Annotated in this window: 22 protein-coding genes and 2 pseudogenes; 6 read left to right on the forward strand and 18 right to left on the reverse strand. The window is 44.5% G+C overall.

Annotated features, from left to right (window positions below; all coding sequences use genetic code 11):
- Nucleotides 1-267: 267 nt before the first annotated feature.
- Entirely contained in the window at nucleotides 268-978 is a 711-nt protein-coding gene (locus ASG89_RS01370; protein WP_057308501.1) for an SDR family NAD(P)-dependent oxidoreductase, read from the reverse strand.
- Between the two features lie 104 nt (nucleotides 979-1,082).
- Here ASG89_RS01370 and ASG89_RS01375 point away from each other — a divergent pair, with 104 nt between their 5' ends.
- On the forward strand, nucleotides 1,083-1,442 hold the full coding sequence (locus ASG89_RS01375) for a MerR family transcriptional regulator (RefSeq protein ID WP_057308502.1): 360 nt from the start codon (nucleotides 1,083-1,085) through the stop codon (nucleotides 1,440-1,442).
- 61 nt (nucleotides 1,443-1,503) lie between these two features.
- Here ASG89_RS01375 and ASG89_RS38145 read toward each other — a convergent pair whose 3' ends face one another.
- The 4 genes from ASG89_RS38145 to ASG89_RS01390 all read right to left on the reverse strand — a co-directional run bounded on the left by ASG89_RS38145 (nucleotide 1,504) and on the right by ASG89_RS01390 (nucleotide 3,587).
- A complete protein-coding gene (locus tag ASG89_RS38145) occupies nucleotides 1,504-1,638 on the reverse strand; it encodes a hypothetical protein (protein ID WP_268795568.1) in 135 nt (44 codons plus the stop codon).
- Nucleotides 1,639-2,087: 449 nt separating this feature from the next.
- On the reverse strand, nucleotides 2,088-2,435 hold the full coding sequence (locus ASG89_RS37335) for a histidine phosphatase family protein (protein ID WP_235549542.1): 348 nt from the start codon (nucleotides 2,433-2,435) through the stop codon (nucleotides 2,088-2,090).
- A gap of 198 nt (nucleotides 2,436-2,633) precedes the next feature.
- On the reverse strand, nucleotides 2,634-2,912 hold the full coding sequence (locus ASG89_RS01385) for a hypothetical protein (protein ID WP_057308503.1): 279 nt from the start codon (nucleotides 2,910-2,912) through the stop codon (nucleotides 2,634-2,636).
- A 228-nt stretch (nucleotides 2,913-3,140) separates the two neighbouring features.
- A complete protein-coding gene (locus ASG89_RS01390) occupies nucleotides 3,141-3,587 on the reverse strand; it encodes a MerR family transcriptional regulator (protein WP_057308504.1) in 447 nt (148 codons plus the stop codon).
- A 170-nt stretch (nucleotides 3,588-3,757) separates the two neighbouring features.
- On the opposite strand from ASG89_RS01390, the gene ASG89_RS01395 reads away from it, so the two are divergent.
- A complete protein-coding gene (locus tag ASG89_RS01395) occupies nucleotides 3,758-4,609 on the forward strand; it encodes an aldo/keto reductase (protein ID WP_057308505.1) in 852 nt (283 codons plus the stop codon).
- An 801-nt stretch (nucleotides 4,610-5,410) separates the two neighbouring features.
- On the opposite strand, the gene ASG89_RS01410 is transcribed toward ASG89_RS01395, so the two are convergent.
- Nucleotides 5,411-6,625: an MFS transporter gene (locus ASG89_RS01410; protein WP_057308508.1), complete on the reverse strand. Its 1,215-nt coding sequence runs from the start codon at nucleotides 6,623-6,625 to the stop codon at nucleotides 5,411-5,413.
- Nucleotides 6,626-6,692: 67 nt separating this feature from the next.
- The gene (locus ASG89_RS01415) at nucleotides 6,693-7,268 is read right to left on the reverse strand and encodes a TetR/AcrR family transcriptional regulator (protein WP_057308509.1); all 576 of its coding nucleotides are present in this window, start codon (nucleotides 7,266-7,268) and stop codon (nucleotides 6,693-6,695) included.
- Between the two features lie 375 nt (nucleotides 7,269-7,643).
- Here ASG89_RS01415 and ASG89_RS01420 point away from each other — a divergent pair, with 375 nt between their 5' ends.
- Genes ASG89_RS01420 through ASG89_RS01430 form a run of 3 tightly spaced genes read left to right on the forward strand, consistent with a single transcriptional unit; the run spans nucleotide 7,644 to nucleotide 10,023 of the window.
- Complete coding sequence (locus ASG89_RS01420) at nucleotides 7,644-8,498, forward strand: RNA polymerase sigma factor (RefSeq protein WP_082592554.1); 855 nt, start codon at nucleotides 7,644-7,646, stop codon at nucleotides 8,496-8,498.
- Nucleotides 8,499-8,525: 27 nt separating this feature from the next.
- A complete protein-coding gene (locus ASG89_RS01425) occupies nucleotides 8,526-9,548 on the forward strand; it encodes a hypothetical protein (protein ID WP_057308511.1) in 1,023 nt (340 codons plus the stop codon).
- A gap of 19 nt (nucleotides 9,549-9,567) precedes the next feature.
- Nucleotides 9,568-10,023, forward strand: a complete 456-nt coding sequence (locus tag ASG89_RS01430) for a pentapeptide repeat-containing protein (RefSeq protein ID WP_057308512.1) — start codon at nucleotides 9,568-9,570, stop codon at nucleotides 10,021-10,023.
- A 213-nt stretch (nucleotides 10,024-10,236) separates the two neighbouring features.
- Here the strand turns inward: ASG89_RS01430 and ASG89_RS38520 are convergent, their stop codons facing one another.
- From ASG89_RS38520 to ASG89_RS01440, 3 genes are read right to left on the reverse strand one after another with little or no spacing between them, the layout of a single operon-like run.
- Nucleotides 10,237-10,362, reverse strand: a complete 126-nt coding sequence (locus ASG89_RS38520) for a hypothetical protein (RefSeq protein ID WP_414813231.1) — start codon at nucleotides 10,360-10,362, stop codon at nucleotides 10,237-10,239.
- Between the two features lie 13 nt (nucleotides 10,363-10,375).
- Nucleotides 10,376-10,666, reverse strand: a complete 291-nt coding sequence (locus ASG89_RS37340) for a hypothetical protein (RefSeq protein WP_235549543.1) — start codon at nucleotides 10,664-10,666, stop codon at nucleotides 10,376-10,378.
- Nucleotides 10,667-10,698: 32 nt separating this feature from the next.
- On the reverse strand, nucleotides 10,699-12,075 hold the full coding sequence (locus ASG89_RS01440) for an MFS transporter (protein ID WP_235549544.1): 1,377 nt from the start codon (nucleotides 12,073-12,075) through the stop codon (nucleotides 10,699-10,701).
- 239 nt (nucleotides 12,076-12,314) lie between these two features.
- Here ASG89_RS01440 and ASG89_RS01445 point away from each other — a divergent pair, with 239 nt between their 5' ends.
- On the forward strand, nucleotides 12,315-12,878 hold the full coding sequence (locus ASG89_RS01445) for a TetR/AcrR family transcriptional regulator (protein ID WP_057308515.1): 564 nt from the start codon (nucleotides 12,315-12,317) through the stop codon (nucleotides 12,876-12,878).
- A gap of 1,089 nt (nucleotides 12,879-13,967) precedes the next feature.
- On the opposite strand, the gene ASG89_RS01450 is transcribed toward ASG89_RS01445, so the two are convergent.
- From ASG89_RS01450 to ASG89_RS01485, 8 genes and pseudogenes are all read right to left on the reverse strand, one after another.
- Nucleotides 13,968-14,642: an ABC transporter ATP-binding protein gene (locus ASG89_RS01450; RefSeq protein ID WP_157276479.1), complete on the reverse strand. Its 675-nt coding sequence runs from the start codon at nucleotides 14,640-14,642 to the stop codon at nucleotides 13,968-13,970.
- 95 nt (nucleotides 14,643-14,737) lie between these two features.
- A partial coding sequence (locus ASG89_RS37345; protein ID WP_235549545.1) for a sigma-70 family RNA polymerase sigma factor occupies nucleotides 14,738-14,947 on the reverse strand: 210 nt, incomplete at its 5' end.
- Nucleotide 14,948: 1 nt separating this feature from the next.
- Nucleotides 14,949-15,254 (reverse strand): annotated as a pseudogene (locus ASG89_RS37350) (RNA polymerase subunit sigma-70); the annotation flags it as partial.
- A gap of 65 nt (nucleotides 15,255-15,319) precedes the next feature.
- A pseudogene (locus ASG89_RS01465) lies at nucleotides 15,320-15,527 on the reverse strand (sigma factor); the annotation flags it as partial.
- 124 nt (nucleotides 15,528-15,651) lie between these two features.
- The gene (locus ASG89_RS01470; protein WP_057308520.1) at nucleotides 15,652-16,542 is read right to left on the reverse strand and encodes a GGDEF domain-containing response regulator; all 891 of its coding nucleotides are present in this window, start codon (nucleotides 16,540-16,542) and stop codon (nucleotides 15,652-15,654) included.
- Between the two features lie 5 nt (nucleotides 16,543-16,547).
- A complete protein-coding gene (locus tag ASG89_RS01475; protein WP_235549546.1) occupies nucleotides 16,548-16,994 on the reverse strand; it encodes a response regulator in 447 nt (148 codons plus the stop codon).
- Nucleotide 16,995: 1 nt separating this feature from the next.
- The gene (locus tag ASG89_RS37075; protein ID WP_200963402.1) at nucleotides 16,996-18,654 is read right to left on the reverse strand and encodes an ATP-binding protein; all 1,659 of its coding nucleotides are present in this window, start codon (nucleotides 18,652-18,654) and stop codon (nucleotides 16,996-16,998) included.
- Between the two features lie 157 nt (nucleotides 18,655-18,811).
- A complete protein-coding gene (locus tag ASG89_RS01485) occupies nucleotides 18,812-20,098 on the reverse strand; it encodes an ABC transporter substrate-binding protein (RefSeq protein ID WP_057308522.1) in 1,287 nt (428 codons plus the stop codon).
- Nucleotides 20,099-20,109 lie beyond the last annotated feature (11 nt).

Here is a 20,109-nt window from a genome sequence, read left to right on the forward strand (position 1 = left end):
TCCCGAAACGTTAACAATTGATCCAGCAATTCCTGTTGCTTGATTGGCGTGACATTAGTATTGAACTTGAATACAACGAGATGTTCGTACATCGCTAAATTGCTCCTTTTTTAAGCTTTATGTTGTGGTGCTATAGTAACCCGTTAGAGTTTAATAGTGGGTTAACCAGACCCCCGATATACTTAATTTATTTTACCTAGAATCTTGTACGCAAAAACTCTTGTCCGCGATATGGGCGCCAAAGTTTTTGCTTTCGGCAGTTGCGGGTTACCAGGCGTAAACACCCTTCTCATCCAAGAATTCGCCGTTATGACGTTTGCCATCTGTCGCATAACCCACTATAATCGCAGCGGCGGCTTCTTTCGATTTACCGCCTGCGGCATTGCCGTTAAGATCTGTTGAGGTGAATCCAGGCGTTACCGCGAATACTTGAGCGCTGCTGTTTTTGACTTCATAAGCCATTGAAAGTGTCATGGCATTGTTGGCCGTTTTAGATGAGTTATAATCGAATGCGTTTAAAGTAAATTCAGCATTTTGCATATGGTCCAGAGAAGCCATGTCGGTCGATACATTGACGATTGTGCCTTCGTTATCTTTGATTAACGGGAACAAACGCTGGTTCAAACGGAAGGTCCCGAAAAAGTTAACTTCGAAGGCATTTCGCAGATCTTCCTCTTTGGTATCCGTAAAAGAACGGGAGAAAGCGCCAGGCATACCAGCGTTATTGATCAGAAGCTTAAAGTCTGGATAATTCTTGTTGATCGTATCGGCTGCCTGTTCGATGGTTTTCAAGTCACCCATGTCGATTTGTACAAATTCTACGTCTAACCCCTTGGAAGTTAACTCGGAAACGGCTACTTCACCCCGTTCGGCACTGCGTGCGCCAAGGATGACTTTCCAGCCTGCTTCTCCTAACTGCTTAACGATTTCAATTCCGATTCCTTTATTTGCTCCGGTTACAAAGGCGGTCTTTTTCATGCGAATCCTTCTTTCCCTAATTTGATTTTTCTTTAACTATTTATAAGTTACTATGCTACACTAAGTGTAGGTCAATAATTAATTTTTTATAAAAGAGGGTTAGTATGTTAACGATTGGAGAAGTGGCGAAGGAAGTCGGGATCAATATTGGAGCGATCCGCTTTTACGAAAGAAAGGGACTGTTGAAACCTGCTGCCCGAAGCGAGCAGAATAACCGTCTTTATACGGATGATGATCTGAGATGGCTGGTTTTTATCAAATGTCTTCGCGAAACCGGGATGAGTGTGGAAGACATCAAAAAGTATTATGATAAGGTGAACGAAGGAACCTCAACCCTGCCGGAGAGAATCAAACTGATTGAAGATCAAAAGCAAAAGCTGATGAAAGATATTGAGGAGAAGGAGGCGCAGCTCGTTCATTTGGAAGAAAAACTGAAGCGCTATTATCGCGGGGAAAATTATTAATATAAGCTAGGTCATATAGACAAATTTTGAATCTCATGTAAGAGCAAATACCCTATTAATGTTATCCGCATAGGAATGCCGAAACGTTATCTTCCGAAACCCATCCGTTCGCCGCCAACAGCGTTGCATCGATTTCTTCGTCCGTATGCGCAGTGGGACAGAAACCATGGATAGGCGATTGAAAAGATGCTGTCACTCAGTCGATTCACCGCAGCGTTCACGACTCGAACGGGATTTTAATCGATGCCTTCTTCCTCAAAGTCCATTGGTAAGTTTTTATTATTTTAGTATGAAATTTATACCAGTGATTGTAATCGAAATCAATATCTGATTATGGTTCATTGACGTAATCTGCCGTTGTATTGTGTTGAACTATAGTTCTTCGCTTTAGCTTAACAATGCAAGTGAGTAATATTAGCAAAATCAACAAATTTAAATCCCTCTGCACCACATCTTATTTTAGTTATAGAGCATTCTGGAACCAAATTGCTTTGTTCAATTATAAAATTAGGGTGTCTATAATTAAGCTCTTCTTGTGGAAATTCATTTAACAAAAAGTCGGTAATTAATCCACCATGAGTCACTATTACAGTACTTTCCTGAGGATATTGAACTGATATTTCTAATAAGAATGAAGATAATCGCTCACCTGCTCTTCTTGCAATCTCCGATGGGAGGCGAATAATCTCTTTCCTTTGTGCATCGATTCCACATTTGAACAAATTCCTGAAAGGGTTGTCCTGGTAGGTCTCCCCAATTAGCACGCTCTCGTAATCGAATGTCCTCAAGAATCGGTATTCTTGTTGCATTCCCGATAATCTGAGCGGTCTGTTTTGCTCTTTTAAGTGGACTGCTGAATATTCTAGATATGGGCATTTGTTTAAAATGGCTTGCTGTCGCATGCGCTTGCTCTAAACCATCGGCTGTAATGGAGACATCACCAACATTTCTTTCTTTTATAGCATGTCTAACAAGGTAAAAATCTGCACTCATTTTCACCACTCCGCTTATGAAATTTTACATCAGACTAATTAGATATACATCTAATTAAATGATACAATAATATTAAGTATTTAGAAATACGATTTTAAATATGTTCCTGTTACTTCAACAAAGAAAGGCAGCCGATCGCGGCTGCCTTCATGTCGTGATTAAACTATAGTTCTGCGTTAGCTTAACACGGGGTGGGCGCTACTTCCCCGAAGCAATAGCAGTAATAATTCGAATAACTTGGTATATCATAAATGAGGCGAATACAAGGACAGAAATAGTAGCAAATATTCTCTGAGGATTTTTATACCACTTTGGAAAATGGTCAATCCTTTTGGGTACTTGGAAACCCGAAACAATATCGACATGTTTGATTACATCGTTAAAGGGAGCCCTATCTTCAAGGGAACTCGTTTCGGTTTTATTCTCAGTAAGATGAAGCGTCTTGTCATTAAATGGATTATAGGAAGTATTTTTCATTTTAGACCTCCTCAAATTTCACTATCCATATTATAACATTTTTTATATGTGACAGGAAGGAACTAATAAACTAATCTGCCCGTTAGGAAAGCGAAAGGCTGCCGATCGTGCTGGCAGCCTCCCGTTACAGTGTATTGAACAAACGTTCTGCGTTAGCGTAATGATTCACTGTGATACTGTTCACCGCAACAGGGCTATCAGTTGATACTGGTTAATCGGTTTTGACATTCAAACTCTTTGTGTAGCCTTATAAAATACGTCACCATGCATATGTTGAATTCTGTCCCAATTGACGGGATTGGTTGTATCTGGGGTGCGGTGCTCTAGTATGGCTTGATATAGGACTGTTTTCTCTTCCAAATGAGCAACGTGCAGTTTGGCCTCTTCGAGCTTAGCGAGCGCCGCTTCCTTATGTTCCATCATGAGTGTGTAACGTTGCGGAATGGTGGAATCCCCCTCGAGACATAAATCGATATACATTTTAATGACCCCAATTGGCATCCCGGATTGCTTGAGGCATTTGATGCCATGCAGCCAGTTGATCGATTCTTCGTCGAATAATCGAATATTATTCTCATTGCGCTGTACGCTTGGCACCAGACCTTTATCCGTGTAAAAGCGCACAGCGTGCTCGGTGAGTCCCGTGACTTGTGCGACTTCTTTGACTGTATACATGAGGAATCCTCCTTTGAAAAATAAAATAACAACCTCTTGCCTTCGTGTAACACGAAGGTACTAAGCTTATTGTAATGCAACTGAGCCGTAATCGGAATCCCCTCTCCAGTCCCCGATTTCTGGATACGCACCGGTTGCTGTTATACATTTGATTCATAGGAGGAATTTCGATGCAAACTGTAACTTTGAACAACGGTGTGAAAATGCCGATCCTAGGTTTCGGCGTCTACCAGATTCCCGATGCTGTAGAGTGCGAGTACGCGGTGTACGAAGCACTGTCGGCCGGTTACCGCTTGATCGACACCGCCGCCGGTTACCTTAACGAGGAAGCGGTCGGACACGCGATCAAGCGTAGTGGTGTACCGCGTGAAGAGCTGTTCATTACGACCAAGATTTGGGTTCAGGATGCCGGCTACGAGAGTGCCAAGCTTGCGTTTGCAAAGTCCCTGAAGAAGCTGCAGCTCGACTATCTCGATCTGTACCTGATTCACCAGCCGTTCGGTGATTACTACGGCACTTGGCGCGCGATGGAAGAGCTTTACCGTGAAGGCAAAATCAAGGCCATCGGGGTCAGCAACTTCATGCCGGATCGTCTGATGGACCTCATTGTGCATAACGAAATCGTGCCCGCTGTCAATCAAATTGAAACGCACCCGTTTTACCAGCAGACAGAGAGCGGTGCTTTCTTGAAAGAGCATGGCGTACAACACCAGTCGTGGGCACCGTTCGCTGAAGGACGCAATAACCTGTTTAGCAACGAAGTTCTGACCTCGATCGCGGAAAAACACAACAAATCCGTCGCCCAGATCGTATTGCGCTGGCTTGTTCAGCGAGAAGTTGTTGTCATTCCAAAATCGATACACAAAGAGAGAATCGTCGAAAACTTCGACATTTTCGATTTTACGTTGAGCGCAGATGATATGGAACACATTTCCGCCCTCGATACACGGCAGAGTCTATTCTTATCGTACCGAGATCCGGGAGTCGCCAAGATGATGGGCAACTGGAGAGTCGAACTGTAAACCTTTTGGCCTGGTTTCACCAACAAGAAAGGACAGGGCGGGTGCCTCTGTCCTTTCTTGTTGTCTCATACTTATGGGCAGAAGTTTCGGCCCTCCGCCTTACCACTATTCGCTTCCCCATAACGGGTTTAGCGGCCAGAGCCGGATGTATTGAACAATATTTCCCCCTTAGCATTTTAACGGTGGGTATTTTACCCATGTTGCTATTAAACTATGCTGCCCGTTACTTAAATGGGCAAAAAGAGGAGCTGCAGGCTCCTCTTTTATAATTTCTTGTTTGTTCTATGCTGAGAATTTAGAGACAACACGAACAATATAAGTCCAGCGATACAGAGAATTATACTTATGATAAGTGTGTAGTTCACTAAGTTCCAAATATTAGGGGGAGTAGTATACTTCAATTGATTCATATCTGCAGACTTAAATGAAATAGCTCCAGCAACGTAGATCAATACTTTTTCTAATCCACTTATACCAAACAGGAAAATCCCACAAATAAACAAGGTAACTCCACCAATCCTCATGAATTTCAATCCTCCGTTCCTCACTGTTGTCGTAAACTTAATCCAACAATACCATAAAAAGGGTATTGTTTCTTGATAAATTATCGATACCTTCATTAAACAAATCTGCCCGTTAGCGTAACGAGCACTCCTCGATTAATACTTTTTTCCTCAGTCCGGAAAATAAAAGGATCTACATATTAGTTATGCATAATATATAAATCCCTTTATTTTATTGAATTTTCTCGACCAAGGTCTTGATAATTTTCAGTCCAACACTTTATTTTGTTTGGACACCTCAATCAATGAGATTCTCCTTCCTTAATCTCGAAAACTCCGTTGCATAATATGCCATGGCGATGGCCGGTAAGGCGATTCCGATCAGCAGTGCAGCCTCCCAGCCCCCCGTTGCGTAAGCCCATCCCCCTGCCGCTGAGCCGATAGCGCCCCCTAAAAAGAAAATGGCCATATACAAACCGTTAAGCCTACTGCGAAATTCCGCTCCTAAAGAGAAAATCACCCGCTGCCCGAGAACCATGTTGGCGGAAACCCCCATGTCAAGTAAAATCGCCGCAACTACGAGGATGGGGACTGCGAGTGCAGAACTTGATGGAACCAGCAAGGGAAGCAGCCCGGAAAAGATGACGATGGCCAACGCCCATCCCGTAGCCGGGCGAACCCATCCACGGTCTGCCATACGGCCCGCCGCTGGCGCCACAATTGCCCCCATTACCCCGACTAATGCGAACAGAGCGACCTCCTTCTGAGTGAAATGGAACGGCGGACTTATCAATACCAACGGAACTGTAGTCCAAAACAAACTGAACGTTCCGAATACACAAGCATGATAAATTGCCCTCCGGCGCAATGCCGGTGTCGCCTTCAGCAGATGCAGCATGGAGTGCAGCAGCGCCGGGTAAGCTGTAGCGGTCGAAGGCTTCCTTGAGGGTAGTGTCTTTGCCAATACAAGAGCCAGCGCGAAAATCAATGCTGCGGAGATGAAATATATGGCGCGCCAGCCCATATACTCCGCCACCAAGCTTGAAATGGGACGCGCGAGCATAATCCCCAGAAGTAGCCCGCTCATGACGTTGCCCACATTGCGACCGCGCACGGCTTCAGGCGAAAGATGAGCCGCATACGGTACAAGGATTTGTGCTGCTACGGAACCTACTCCGATCACGAGTGAAGCGGTGAGGAACAGGATGGCGCTTTTGATTACAGCGGCAATTGTCAAAACGGCTGCTGTAAGGATCAATGATGAAAGGATCAACTTACGATTTTCCAGGATGTCTCCCAACGGTACGATAAATAACAAGCCAATCCCGTAGCCGACTTGAGTCAACGTAACGATGAGTGCAGCCCCGGAGGAGAGCCCGATCGTCGAACCGATCGAGCCTATCAATGGTTGAGCATAATAAAGATTTGCCGCTATGATACCGCAAGCGGCCGCCAGGATAAAAATCAGCGATGGCGAAACCGATTTTTCCGTTGGAATGGAAGCTGAATGCATAGAAAGTCCCCTTTGCTCACCAGAAATTTTCTGGAACAATCGTTCCGAAATGTGCAAAAAAAATTGTTTATAGCATTTCCATCACCATGTCTATCATCTGCTGCATCTTGCTTCGGTCACCCTGCACCTTCGCAACGATATTTATACTATGATTCAGGTTTGAGAGCAGATAAGTTAAAGTCTTGATATCTTTCTCAGGCATGATTTCTCCCGTCTCCTGACCTTTGCGGAGCAGCTCGTAGAAGGATTTCTCCAACTCGTCAAACCTCTCCCTGATCAACGCATTCAGTTGCTCATCTGGCGAATCCATGCCGACTGCTGCATTAGTAATGAGACAGCCCTTCGGCGACTCGCCGCCCAAGGCGGAATCGATGTGTATCTCGAAGTACTGCCGGATTCCCGATTTTGCGGATGTCGCATTGACGAGGATGTCCCGTTTGGCTTGCTTCCACTTCTTGTACCAGTTGATCGCCTCGATATAAATCGTTTGTTTGTCCCCGAACGTTTCGTAAAGACTTGATCTGCTAAGATCCATAGCTTCCAGCAAATCGGGAATGCTTGCCGCTTCGTAGCCTTTCTTCCAAAAAACGAGCATCGCTTTATGAAGCACCGCTTCTTTATCAAACTCCTTATAGCGTCCCATGGTTCTCCCTCCGTTTCCGTAGGTACAGTATATATTTTTTCGGAACGATAAGTCCAGTATTTTCAGCTGATATGAAAGTTAGCACAGGCTGGGATAAGATGGATTACAGACTTTTAAGTGAAATTAGTGGACATCTGCTTTTCGATCGCCACTTTCTAAAGAATAACATTTGCTAGGTATTAGAGTAATCTGCCCGTTACTTGAATGAACTAAAAAGAGCTATCGCGAGGCAGCAAGCTCCTCAACTGTCGCTCGCCGTAAGTTCAACTTTTTTGCATTATTACAACGTAGATTTAAGGGAATTAATGGAAGGTCTCGTCTTATTGAACAGCATACTTTGTGATAAAATTGAAATAGTTCGTTTTTTTTCAAAAGATGATAGCAATTACACGTCCTTTGGCATCAAACATTGTAGAGGGATTAGGAAAGGATGGCAAGTCTTTGGAAAAGGTTCCGTTAAGAAGTCAAGAACCCTTACTCTTTATCGAATCTCAGAAGTCAATAAGCTTGCATAAGGAGACAAATATTAGGTTAGATGAGCAACAGGAACTCGTACATCGTGCACGCTCTGGTGATCGAGAGGCATTTGGTGAATTAGTACGTTATCATCGAAGTAAAGCTCTCGGATGGGCGAATACAATAACGCAAGACAAATATATTGCCGAGGATATCGTGCAGGAAGCACTCATAAGGGCATTTATACACATTGGTACCTTAATGAACGCGGAGCGCTTTGTACCCTGGCTGCAACGTATCGTAAGAAATCAGGCATATATGAAAATGCGGCGCGGTGGACCTTACAGTAAGGAACGCCCGTTCTCCCACTTCAGTCAAAAATCAGGAGACACGTCGGTTGTCGATACCGATTGGACCGACGTCGGTGAAATCATATTACGCCTATCTCGCTCTGCTACTGATGAAGCGCAGTTTCGTGATGATCCGGCGGTTTCATTAGTAAGAGCGGATATGTTGCAGTGTTTACGAGATTTGCTTTCATGCCTTGGCAAGCGTGAAAGAGCTATGTTTGAAGCTCATTTTTTCGACGAACTGACGCCCGCTGAGATCGCCTCACTGTTCCAAACAACTACTGCCAACGTTTACAACACCTTGTCCAGATCCAAATCCAAGGTCTATAGAGAGCGGATCCGTATTTCCCTTAATGGATATGTGCAGAAGCGAGCAAAACTTGGTCTCCCGAAACGTGTCATCTTGGCCTCTCCCCCAATCTAATATTACCATGAAGGTGGTTATCTGATTATGATCTCTGATCAACTTATCAATCGTGATTGGACAAAGACAATGACTTCTGCTGCTAGTGCCATTTATGGTTCAGTCAGTTACACCGACAAAAAAAATCTCTCACTTATAGACGTTATGGGGCTCACCGGACATGCCTTCCGACTTAATATCGATCCAACCGAAGTTAACGTAGCAGGTCCAACCTCTTTTCCCGGCGGTTATATTCTTCGCAGGAATTTATGCAACTTAGGTTATACCAGCAATATGGGAGAAGCCTCTACTCCTGTTTCTCCTGATAAGTTGGAGCAAACGATTGCACTTATCCAGCGATCTGTTGAAAAAGGCTTTCCAGCTATTGCTTTTGATCTATTTATTCCGGAATTCGGACTGATTTACGGTTACGACGACGAGACGCAAATGTTAAATGCAAAGGATGTCTCCCAGGAAGGTACAATTTCATACGCAGATTTCGGTCGACCCAAAATTCCAGTATTATTCTTAGTCACAATCGAAGATAGCCTTCCCCACTCCAAGTACGAGATGCTCCGAATGGCATTGGATATGATTGTGGATCACGCTCGAGGGCGGGAGTGGACATATAATTTCAAAGATCGTTATGCTCAGGGTCTAAAAGGGTACGATGCATGGATCCAAGTCATGGAGAATCGAACCGCAGACGAGTTCGGTAATGCTTACAACATAGCGGTTGCAGCCGATGCGAGAGAATTTGCAGTTCAGTTCCTTCGGGAAATGAGCATCAAATGGGACGGCAGCAATGTCGTTGAACGGACTGTACGAAGCAAAGCAGCAGAAGCAGCCACTCATTATGAATCAGTGGCGGAAGCTTTAAGCGGTTTACGCGAAATGTTCCCTTTCCCAGAAGGTGGTAAACCAAAGGATACAATTATTGCAAATACGGCCATTGAACTATTAATAAGTGCCAGAGAAGCGGAGACTAAAGGTGTAGAGGTGTTAGAAAAGCTTCTACATTTTATGAAGGCATATCACTCCGATATTTGGATTAAACCGACGTCTAATTGATTATGAAGGAATGGTTGATATGGAAATTACAGAGAAGAAAGTAATAGATTCTAAGAATGGATTAGAATTACAAGATTTAAGAGATCAGAGAATACATATGGCTACATTTAAGGGATCAGTTTTCAATGGCATAGATATGAGGGAAACTACATTTGCTGAAACTAACTTCGTAAGTTCTAAATGGGAACATATTTATTTTTCAAATTTGCATATAAACATGATTCAGATGGGTGGAACGATATTTGAGAATATTATTCGGCCAAAAGATCAAATAAGTCGATTGGATGGAGAATATGGAACAGATGGATGGGTCAATGTAGAGCCAGTGAGGTTTAAGAACAGTGACTTATCTACAGCGGTTTTTGAGTCATGTAAGCTTCAAAACGTTGAAATTAATAATTGTGATATAGAAGGACTAAGAATTAATGGAATTTTGATTAAAGACCTGTTAGAACAGTACGAGAATAAGAAGTAATTGAAGTGCGAGACATACGTAAACCTCCCATTAGTTGAGAAAACGGCAGCCGATCAGTTCATGTGCCGGCTGCCTTCATGTCGATATTGAACTATAGTTCGTCGTTAGCGCAATGATCTACTCGCGTATAAATCGACGTAAGCAAATCATTGTATGCGAGCTTTTCAGACGGTAAAGTTATCGCTTTCGATTCGATAGAAACTCTTAGTTTGATCATCGTCTTCTTTCATAAAAATAGGTCATTCCAATCTTCTCCATGACTCTGCTTGATGCCTTATGTTTCGATTTGGCGAAACCCATAAAAGCAGGAAAGTTTTCTTGAATACCATATATAAGCATCGCACGCCCAATTTTAGTAGCGTATCCTTTTCCCCAGTAGTTCGGGGTCAATCTGGAGACGTCCAATGGAACACACCGAGCATTCACACCCGATTTGATTAAAACTAGCAAAGCCCATAACCACGGAAGCAATCGAGCTCGCTTGTTTGCCTTCTGCGGTGATTTTCGCAGCATCCTCCAATGTAGTTACCACAATCATTCTCGCGCCTATAACCGTGACGACGCAAGCTGCAACAAACAGTAAATAGCCAGGAAAAACGAATGACAGTACATTCTCAATTTCCCCGAAGACTGGAATACTCACTGTATCTGTGATCTTAGACGAATACGTTCAGGTTAAGGACGGCTGCGTCCAGCCAGCAGCAGCGCCAACGGCAGCATGACTGCGGCGGCAGCGGCCAGCACAAGCAAGGATAGGCTGTAAGCACCGGAATAAGCGGTGTGCATGCCTGCACGGGATTGCAGGGCGTTCAGCCAGACGATGCCGATGAGGGCGATGCCGATCGCGTTGGCGACCTGCGTGCTGGTCGTCAGGATACCGGAAGCCGAACCGATGTCAGCCTTGCGGATCTTGGCCAGCACGATGTGGGTCAGCGGCGCCGCCACGAAGCCTTGCCCGATCCCGAGGATCGCCAACCCCGGGAACCAGACCTCGATGTCGGAGGACATGCCGGTCGAGCGGACCGCCCAAGCGAGCAGCAGGTAGCCCGCGATCGACAGGATGGAACCAACGGTCAGGATATGGGGGCCGAGCCTCGCGGCAATGCGGGAAGAAAACAGCGACCCGAGGAAGTAACCGACGCCCATCAAGCTGATCACCAGTCCCGATAGTAAGGCAGAGAACTGAAGCCCGATCTGCAGCATATACGCGGTGACAAGGAAGAAGGCGGCCATCGATGACATGAGCACCAAGATGATGAAGATGCCGAACGTGAATACCGGCTGCCCGAATAGGGTCACGTTCATGAACGGGATTCGGCCGCGGCGAAGCAGGCGCCGTTCATACCAAGCGAATAAGATCAGCAAGGGGGCGGCTAGGATCAAGCTTGCCACGAGACTGACCGGCCATCCGTCACGCTGCCCTTGCACCAGCGGATACACGAGCATCAACAAGCCGGCTGCGACGAGCAGAGCGCCGACCCAATCCAGCTTGGTGCGATCCGGAGAGCTGGATTCGGGAATGAACGGAATCATGATGAGAATCAGCACCCCGATCAGCACGCTGAGGAAGAACACCGCCCTCCACTCCAGCCCCCCTGGATTCAAGCGGAGAAGCAGTCCGCCGATGACCTGCCCCAACGCAGCTGCGATCCCCTGTGTAGCCCCGTACATGCCGAAGATCGCACCCCGGCGTTCCGGAAGATAATTAGCCTGAATGAGAGACAACACCTGCGGAGTGAACAAGGCGGCGCTCATCCCTTGCAGCACGCGCGCCGTGATCAGGAAGCCGACCCCGGTCGACAGTCCGCATAACAGCGAAGCCAGCGTGAAGCCGGCCACGCCGACGAACAGGATTCTTCGACGTCCGAATCGATCGCCCAAGCGGCCGCCGATAATCAGCAGCACAGCGTAGGTTAAGGTGTAGGCGGTAAGCACGAACTGAACGTCGGCGAAGCTGGCCGAGAGCCCCTTCTGGATGGAGGGCGTGGCGACATTCACAATGAATACGTTAGCGACGGCCATGAACACGGGCAGCAGCAAGGCTGCTAGCATTAGGAGCGGCCTGCGTCCGCCTTCCGCAGGGACAGAGTGCTGCGGCAAGTCGGTAACGTTCGGTACAGCGTTGGACATGGGAGATTCCCCTTTCGTATTGTTCCCCCTTCATTTGACAAGAGGCGGGGGAATTTTATATAATAAGAGACAGATCTGTCTCACTAATGATAAATGATACAGACAGATCTGTATCATGTCAACAGCTATTTTCCAAAAACTCGTCAAATGGGTGGGTTGTTATGAAGAAGGAAACGGTGAAGGAGCGGATCTTGCGTGTCGCCTCCGACTTGTTCTACAGGGAAGGGATTCGGTCGGTCGGCATCGACCGCATCATCGAGGAGTCCGGCGCGGCCAAGGCAAGCTTCTATCGCAGCTTCAAGACGAAGGACGATCTGATCGTTGCCTACTTGGAGGCAAGACAGGAGCTCAAGCTGGAGCTGCTGGAGAAGGTTCGGCGCTTACATCCTCATTCGCTCAAGGATCAACTGGGCGAGGTCGTTCAAGAGGTGGTCAATCGCATGAGGAACTCGGATTGCCGGGGATGCCCGTTCTTGAATGCAGTGGTGGAGTTCCCCGACCCGGAGCATCCCTCGCATGTCAAAGCATTGAACGTTCATCAGAACTACTGGTCCAAGGTTCAAGAGCTGGCGAAGGAGGGCGGAGCACGGAATCCCGAAGAGCTGGCCGTCCAGCTGCAGATGCTGTATTGCGGTTTTGCGATGAAGGGAGCCATGGACAAGTCGATCGACCCGGACGCTTTCCGAAACGCCGCCGTCGCGCTCATCGACTATCATACCCAGTAACTCGGGCACGCTTTAGAGACACCTCCAAGATCAGCAGTCTCTTCGCAGTTGGAAGGACTGCTCTTCTTGTTTTGTGGGGACAATAGGCGAATAGACCGGTATCATAGAGACAGGCGATTTTTAATAGAGAGCAGGATTGAAATCATAGCGATGGATATCCATTTGTTTAAGATTTTACTACTTTTGTTGAAGTAAAAGAATTTTTATATATTTATAGACTTTTTCAACAAAAAGAATGAGGAGACTATGATATTAGATCTTAAGTTTCCTCAGCTTGCCGAGAATACCGTACATTTTTCAAGTGGTTCTTCATCTTCAGCTGCTCCAATTTCTTCTCTTATTAATGTAATTACTTCACCTTAATACAATTAAAGCTACAACCTTATCGGCAGCTTCAATTATCATTTTTTTGAACAACTAATTTTTGTGACTATCGAATTATCCTGGAACCAGGGAGCATATCACCCCCTTATACAACGCTTTTCGGCGTATCCTCCGTAATTGGGTAAAGAGTTAAATTGTAGAGGTTTTTTAGTGGCCAAGTATCCCTCTTGAAAACTCCAACGGTGCGCCTTTGACCAGTAAGTGACAGGCATATGCATATTGCGCAAATCTGCCCGTTAGTTGAGCAACAGGCTCGATTTCTTCTTAACTAAGTACGCCATATCCTCATTAATTAACCCCCTAAAAAAGTGATTGTTCACAAAAGTGAACAACCACTAACGAACTCTATTTTCCACTAACACACTTTATTTTCCACTAACGATCTTTATTTTCCTTGATCACCACCACTAACGAACTTTATTTTCCTTGACCACTTATATCACTCGGTTTTCCCCTGATTTCTTTGCAAGATACATATTTCCATTATTGCACTTATACTAAGTTCGTTATCAACCCACTCTCTATTCTATCTAGGTAATTCTAGGCTACTGTCACAAATGAAGATTTCTTATTCGAACTAAGTCATCCTATCCTTCTCACCAATATAAAGCTTCCCTCACTGAATAGTGAAAGAATAACACCAGTTTTCCGGCAAAAAAAGAACCCCACATATTCCCATGGAGTCCTGGTCTTAACCATCTTATTCTAAACACTCTCCAACAACCGACCATCTCGAAACTTCACAACCCGCTTCGCCTGCTGCGCAATCTGATGGTCATGCGTAATCACTATTATCGTCCTACCCTGATCATTCAGCCTCGTGAATATATCCATAATCTCAATGCCCGTCTTCGAATCAAGTGCTCCAGTAGGCTCATCTGCCAAAATAATTGCCGGACCCCCAGCCAGTGTTCGCGCGATCGCAACCCGCTGCTGCTGCCCTCCGGACAATTCCGAAGGCAGATGCTTTCTGCGATCTACCAAATCCACGGCTTCCAAAGCTTTCAATACAAGCGGCTCTCGTTCCTTTCGTGCCATCCCCCGATAAATCAAAGGCAATTCTACATTCTCATATGCACTCAATCGGGGGAGCAGGTTAAAGCTCTGAAAGACGAATCCGATCTTCCGATTGCGAATTTCAGCCAGCTGCCAATCCTTCATCAGATTTATCGCCTTGCCATCTAGAACGTATGTTCCCGTGTCAGACATATCCAAACACCCGATGATGTTCATCAGTGTAGACTTCCCTGACCCAGACGGTCCCATGATCGCGACAAATTCCCCTTGCTCAATCTCCAAAGACACATCATCCAACGCGCGAATGGTTTCCCCACCCATCACATATTGCTTACAGACACGCTCAATCTGAATTAAGCTCATACTGTTCGCCTCCATTTTGCGATCCCAAGATCCCTAACAATGAAGAATGCGACTATACAAAATGTGTTGAAAATGGTACTCCTAACTTATCTATGTTACCGCTTCGCCTTATAAAACTCATGATATAGCTTCATGAGTGCCCGCTTCTCAATCCGCGATACATACGAACGTGAAATCCCCAGCTCCTTCGCAATCTCCCGCTGCGTCCGCTCTTCGCCACCTAGTTCCAACCCGAACCTTCCGACTACGACCTCTTTCTCACGGTCGTCCAATATCTCCAGATTGCGATATATCTTACTCTTCTCNCCGCTCTTCGCCACCTAGTTCCAACCCGAACCTTCCGACTACGACCTCTTTCTCACGGTCGTCCAATATCTCCAGATTGCGATATATCTTACTCTTCTCGATCTTCAGCTGCACCGCATCCACCACATCGTCTGCCTCGCTGCCGAGGATGTCGATAAGCGTAATTTCATTCCCCTCTTTATCCGTTCCGATCGGGTCATGCAAGGATACATCTTTCCGCGTTTTCTTCAATGAGCGCAGATGCATCAGAATCTCATTTTCAATACAACGCGCCGCAAAAGTCGCCAACTTCGTGCCCTTATTCGGNATAAAGCACACAGAACATGAGCGTTGACACGAGTGTCATCACGGGTCATGCAAGGATACATCTTTCCGCGTTTTCTTCAATGAGCGCAGATGCATCAGAATCTCATTTTCAATACAACGCGCCGCAAAAGTCGCCAACTTCGTGCCCTTATTCGGCGAGAAAGATTCGATAGCTTTGATCAATCCGATCGTCCCGATAGAGATCAAATCCTCCAAATCTTCCCCCGTATTGTCGAATTTTTTGAGGTTGTGTACACGAAGCAACGTAATCATACGTATAAAACATTGACTATGATAATTCCCCAGGAATAAGAATCAAGTAGATTTAACGAATGGTCTCTTTTATGGCTCTACGTCTTTCGCTGAGAGTTGCTTTCTGATGTGGTAAGAAAAAGTCCTATGTGACTTTTTCTTTTTTATTGATATACATTCGATGATCCGCTTGGATAATTAATTCGCCTAAAGTTACGGGTATAGCCGGATTGTAATGAAATAATCCAAGACTAATCGAAAGGCGATAGATTCGGCCAGCGCTCAAATTAAAACTGTGTAACCTTTGATGGATTTTCAAGATGATTTCCTGTTCAAATGCATCTAAACTCCATGAATGTCCCTGAGTCTCCGGTAAAACCACGGTGAATTCATCTCCACCCATACGAGATATAATATCGGAATCGCGGAAAACTTCTTTCAAAATATTCGCCGTATCCATTAAGGCCAAGTCCCCCATATGATGACCATAGGAATCATTGATTTGTTTCATACCATCCAGATCGGCAACAACCACATAAAAGCCTTTGCCTTCCTGAGCATTCGCATTCATAAACTGCTGAGCTTGATTAAAAAATCCTCGACGATTATAGAGACTCGTCAGCTCATCGATAATCGATAAGTTATAAAGCTCATCCTGAAGACGATGACGTTCTATAGCATAACGCATTGAACGCATAATCACCGAACTGTTGACTTGACCTTTAATTAAATAATCCTGAGCCCCATGTTGTACGGCGTTTAACGCAACCTCCTCATCGTCAAGTCCGGTCAGTACGACGATTGGGATTGCGGGCGCTTGTTCCCGAAAGTCGATGATAGTTTCCATACCATGACTATCTGGAAGTGAGAGATCGAGCAAAACAACATCAAATGCATCTTTAGTAATTAGTTCAATACCTGTTTCCAACTGATCGACCCACTTCAACTCAACATTCAAATGATCGGTATCCGACAAAACTTCTCGAATCAATCGTGCATCTCCAGGATTATCTTCAATTAATAAAACCTTAATCAATCGTTTTACCTCCTAGGTAGCTTCACAATCGTTAGCCAAAAATTTTCAATTGATCGCACAACTGTTAGAAACTGCTCTAGGTTGACAGGCTTGGTGATATAACAATTCGCATGTAGATCATATGCTCTTAAGATGTCTTGTTCGGCTTCGGAAGTTGTTAAAATAATGACTGGAATATATTTCAACAATGGATCCTTTTTGATTTCGGCAAGAACTTCGGTGCCATTGATTTTAGGAAGATTTAAATCTAATAATATAATGTCCGGCACAATCGCATCTCGATAGCTGCCTTCGCGCCTGAGATAAGCCAAAGCCTCCTCGCCATCTTCAACAACACTTAAATTATTGTGTATTTTCCCTTCCTTCAACACTTCGACAATCAAACGAATATCTCCGGGGTTATCTTCCACTAATAAAATTTCTACATTTTGACTCATCTTATTATCGATCATGTTACATATTCTCCCTGTCTTGTAGCTTGAAGTAGAAGGTTGTTGATTGACCCGCTTCCGACTCAACCCATATTTTCCCACCATGGCGTTCAACAATTTTTTTACAAATAGATAACCCTATACCCGTGCCCTGGTATTTTGTTTTATTATGGAGCCTTTGAAAAATGAGGAAAATGCGGTCCCGATACTTCAGGTCAAAACCAATCCCGTTATCACGAACTGAAAATAACCGCTCTTTGCCCTGTTGTTTAATTCCGATATGAATGACGGGCGAGCGATTGGCATCACGAAACTTAATGGCATTACCAATTAAGTTTTGCAATAATTGCACCATTTGTGTAGAATCCGCAAGCAAAGTAGGCATAGGATCATGAGTGACCAACGCATCACTTTCTTGAATCGCGTGCTGTAGATTCGTCAATACATGTTGCAGCACCACTTCAAAATCAACAGACTTAAGCTCCTTCCCCTTCGTACCTACTCTGGAAAAAGCCAATAAATCGTTGATCAAATTCTGCATGCGCTGCGCACCATCCACTGCGTAATGAATAAAATCATCCGCATCCTGATCTAATTTACCTTGGTAACGCTTCGCCAATAACTGCACATAACTGGCTACCATTCGTAAAGGCTCTTGTAAATCATGCGAAGCGACATAAGCAAATTGCTCCAATTCCGCATTGGAACCCGCCAAGTCTTCCTTTTGCTGCTTTAGCTCAATCTCATTGTCTTGAATATTTTGCGACATTTGGTTAAATGCCTCACATAACTGCAACAACTCGACGGGTGCGGACTTCATACTGGTGTAATCGATTTTATACTTATAATCTCCTTGCTTCAGTCGCTGAACCCCTTTCAATAAATGCTGAACGGGATGTTCAATGTGATGTGATATTCGCAACATCGCGATAAATCCAAATGTAAGCACGATACAAATGATTATAATCATAACAATTAATTGCCTGTTAAAGGTTCGATACACTTCATTCCGCTCAATTTCGTTAACAGCAATCCATTTTCCGTTATTCACCAATTGATACGTACCAAAAACTTGCATGTCACGGTAATTCTCATAAGTCGAGGTTGCTTCTATCCCCTGCTTCGCGCGTTCCAGAATATCGCTATTCAACTGAAACTCCAATGGTTTCCAATTCCCCTGGAACCGCGATTCAGTGATTAAATAGCCGTTTCGATCAATTAAATACGATTCACCGCTGTCTCCATAGCGAAATTGCGCCATAAGCTGCTCGATTGTCTTTAGCGTAACCGTTCCATAGATGACTCCCTCAAATTGGTTCTTAATATTCATAACAGGAGCAGAAAATAAAATCATAGGTTGGTTGGTAACCTTACCCAAAAGCACATTAGAGATATATTCGTGCCCTTTTGCGGCTTCTTCCAAATAGGTTCGTTCGGTGATATAGACACCAATTTGGTTCATTGTGCTAAATTCCACAATACCTTCTTTATTGGCAAAAGAAACCGCTTCAAACTCCTGTTGATGAGAAGCAAAAAATTTAAGGTTATTTTGAATATTATCGAGATCAAGCTCTGTGGTCGATTGCAAATTTGCTAGATTTCGAATTTCAGAAGCTCTGGTAGCTACCCAGCTATCTATGGCTGTTTGCTGGATCGCACTATCCTTTCGCATTGAACTCATCTGATTGTTCTCAGTTTGGCGATACTGTAGAAAGGAATAAGATGAAATCGTTAACAGTCCAACCATAAGCACCAAGGATATTCCAAAAAAACGCAATCGTGTTTTTAAGCTTTGGAGTCGAAGTAATCGCAATAAGGAGTTCATTGATCCTTCACCATCAATCTAGAATAAGGGTCGCCTTATCCTTTATATAATTCACATCGGCCTCTTTCAATTCATTTTGCAGCTCTTTCCCCGATAAAATATGAGTTAAAGCTGCATTAATAGCATTATTCGCTGAATCTGTAAATAAATGTCCCGGGTTGATTGACGTTGGATAAAGCTGCAGTGCTTTCTGAACATCCTTCATCGCTGGATTTGAGTAATCGGCAATCACATCTTTAAAAGCAGATAAAGCAACATTTTTGCTGTAAATCGCCAGCATGTCTTTATCGAGCAGAAGGGACAATAGATATTTAGCTTTTACAGGGTATACTGTCTTCGCATTAATGGATACTTGCTTGTCCGGCGCCGCTGGCATAACTGTTTTTCCATTCTGATCCGGCAAGGCGAAAAAACCCATTTTGAAATCAGTCGTCTTACTATCTACTACCCCGGGCGTCCAACTCCCCATCAACTGCATGGCGCCTTTTCCATCAATAAATTGCTGAGTAGATTCCTCATAGCCTATATGTAAAGCATCCGGATTAAAAAAGCCTTTGTGTGCAAGATCAGAAAATTTCTGCATAGCGTTATTGACTTCAGGACCGTCAATTTTGACTTTCCCCGCATATAAATCCAATTCAAAATTAGGGTTTTGGAGAAACTCTGACGTTGCGGCAATGGGCAGGTAAACGCCCTGAATCGTCCATACATCTTTAAACCCGCCTATGATTGGCGATAACCCAGCCTGCTTAATCTTGCCGTTCAACGCCATAAATTGATCCCATGTTTTTGGCGGCTCCAATTGCAGACGTTCAAAAATTGTTTTATTGTAATACACGCCGAAGGTACTTACATCCAGCGCTGCGCCGTAGGTTTTCCCTTTGTAGGCTACAGTTTGCTTCGCAGAATCAATCATACGCTGGACCCATGGTTGATCCGATAAATCCAACAGGTAGCCGGCTTTGGCATAATCTTTAATTTTTTGATTAAATAGGATATCAGCGGCTTGATCTGTTTTTAACTCGTTATCCGTAACCTCTGCAAACGTTTTTGGATCCAATCTATCCCACTTGATTGTAGCGTTCGGATATTTCGCTTTGAACTTCTTTTCTACCTCATCAAAGTATCCGTTTTTATCTTCCGCCCAATAGGATACGCGCAGCGTAAACACTTCATCTGTCCGATCATTCTGTATCTGATCTTGTTCTTTGGATAGACTTGTTTGCTTCGGTGCTTTGCTGCATCCTGCTGTTGTTATAACAGCGCATACTACGGTCAAAACAATGATCCATTTACGCATCCGCTCACTCC

Source organism: Paenibacillus sp. Soil766, from assembly GCF_001428105.1.
Lineage (GTDB): Bacteria > Bacillota > Bacilli > Paenibacillales > NBRC-103111 > Paenibacillus_E.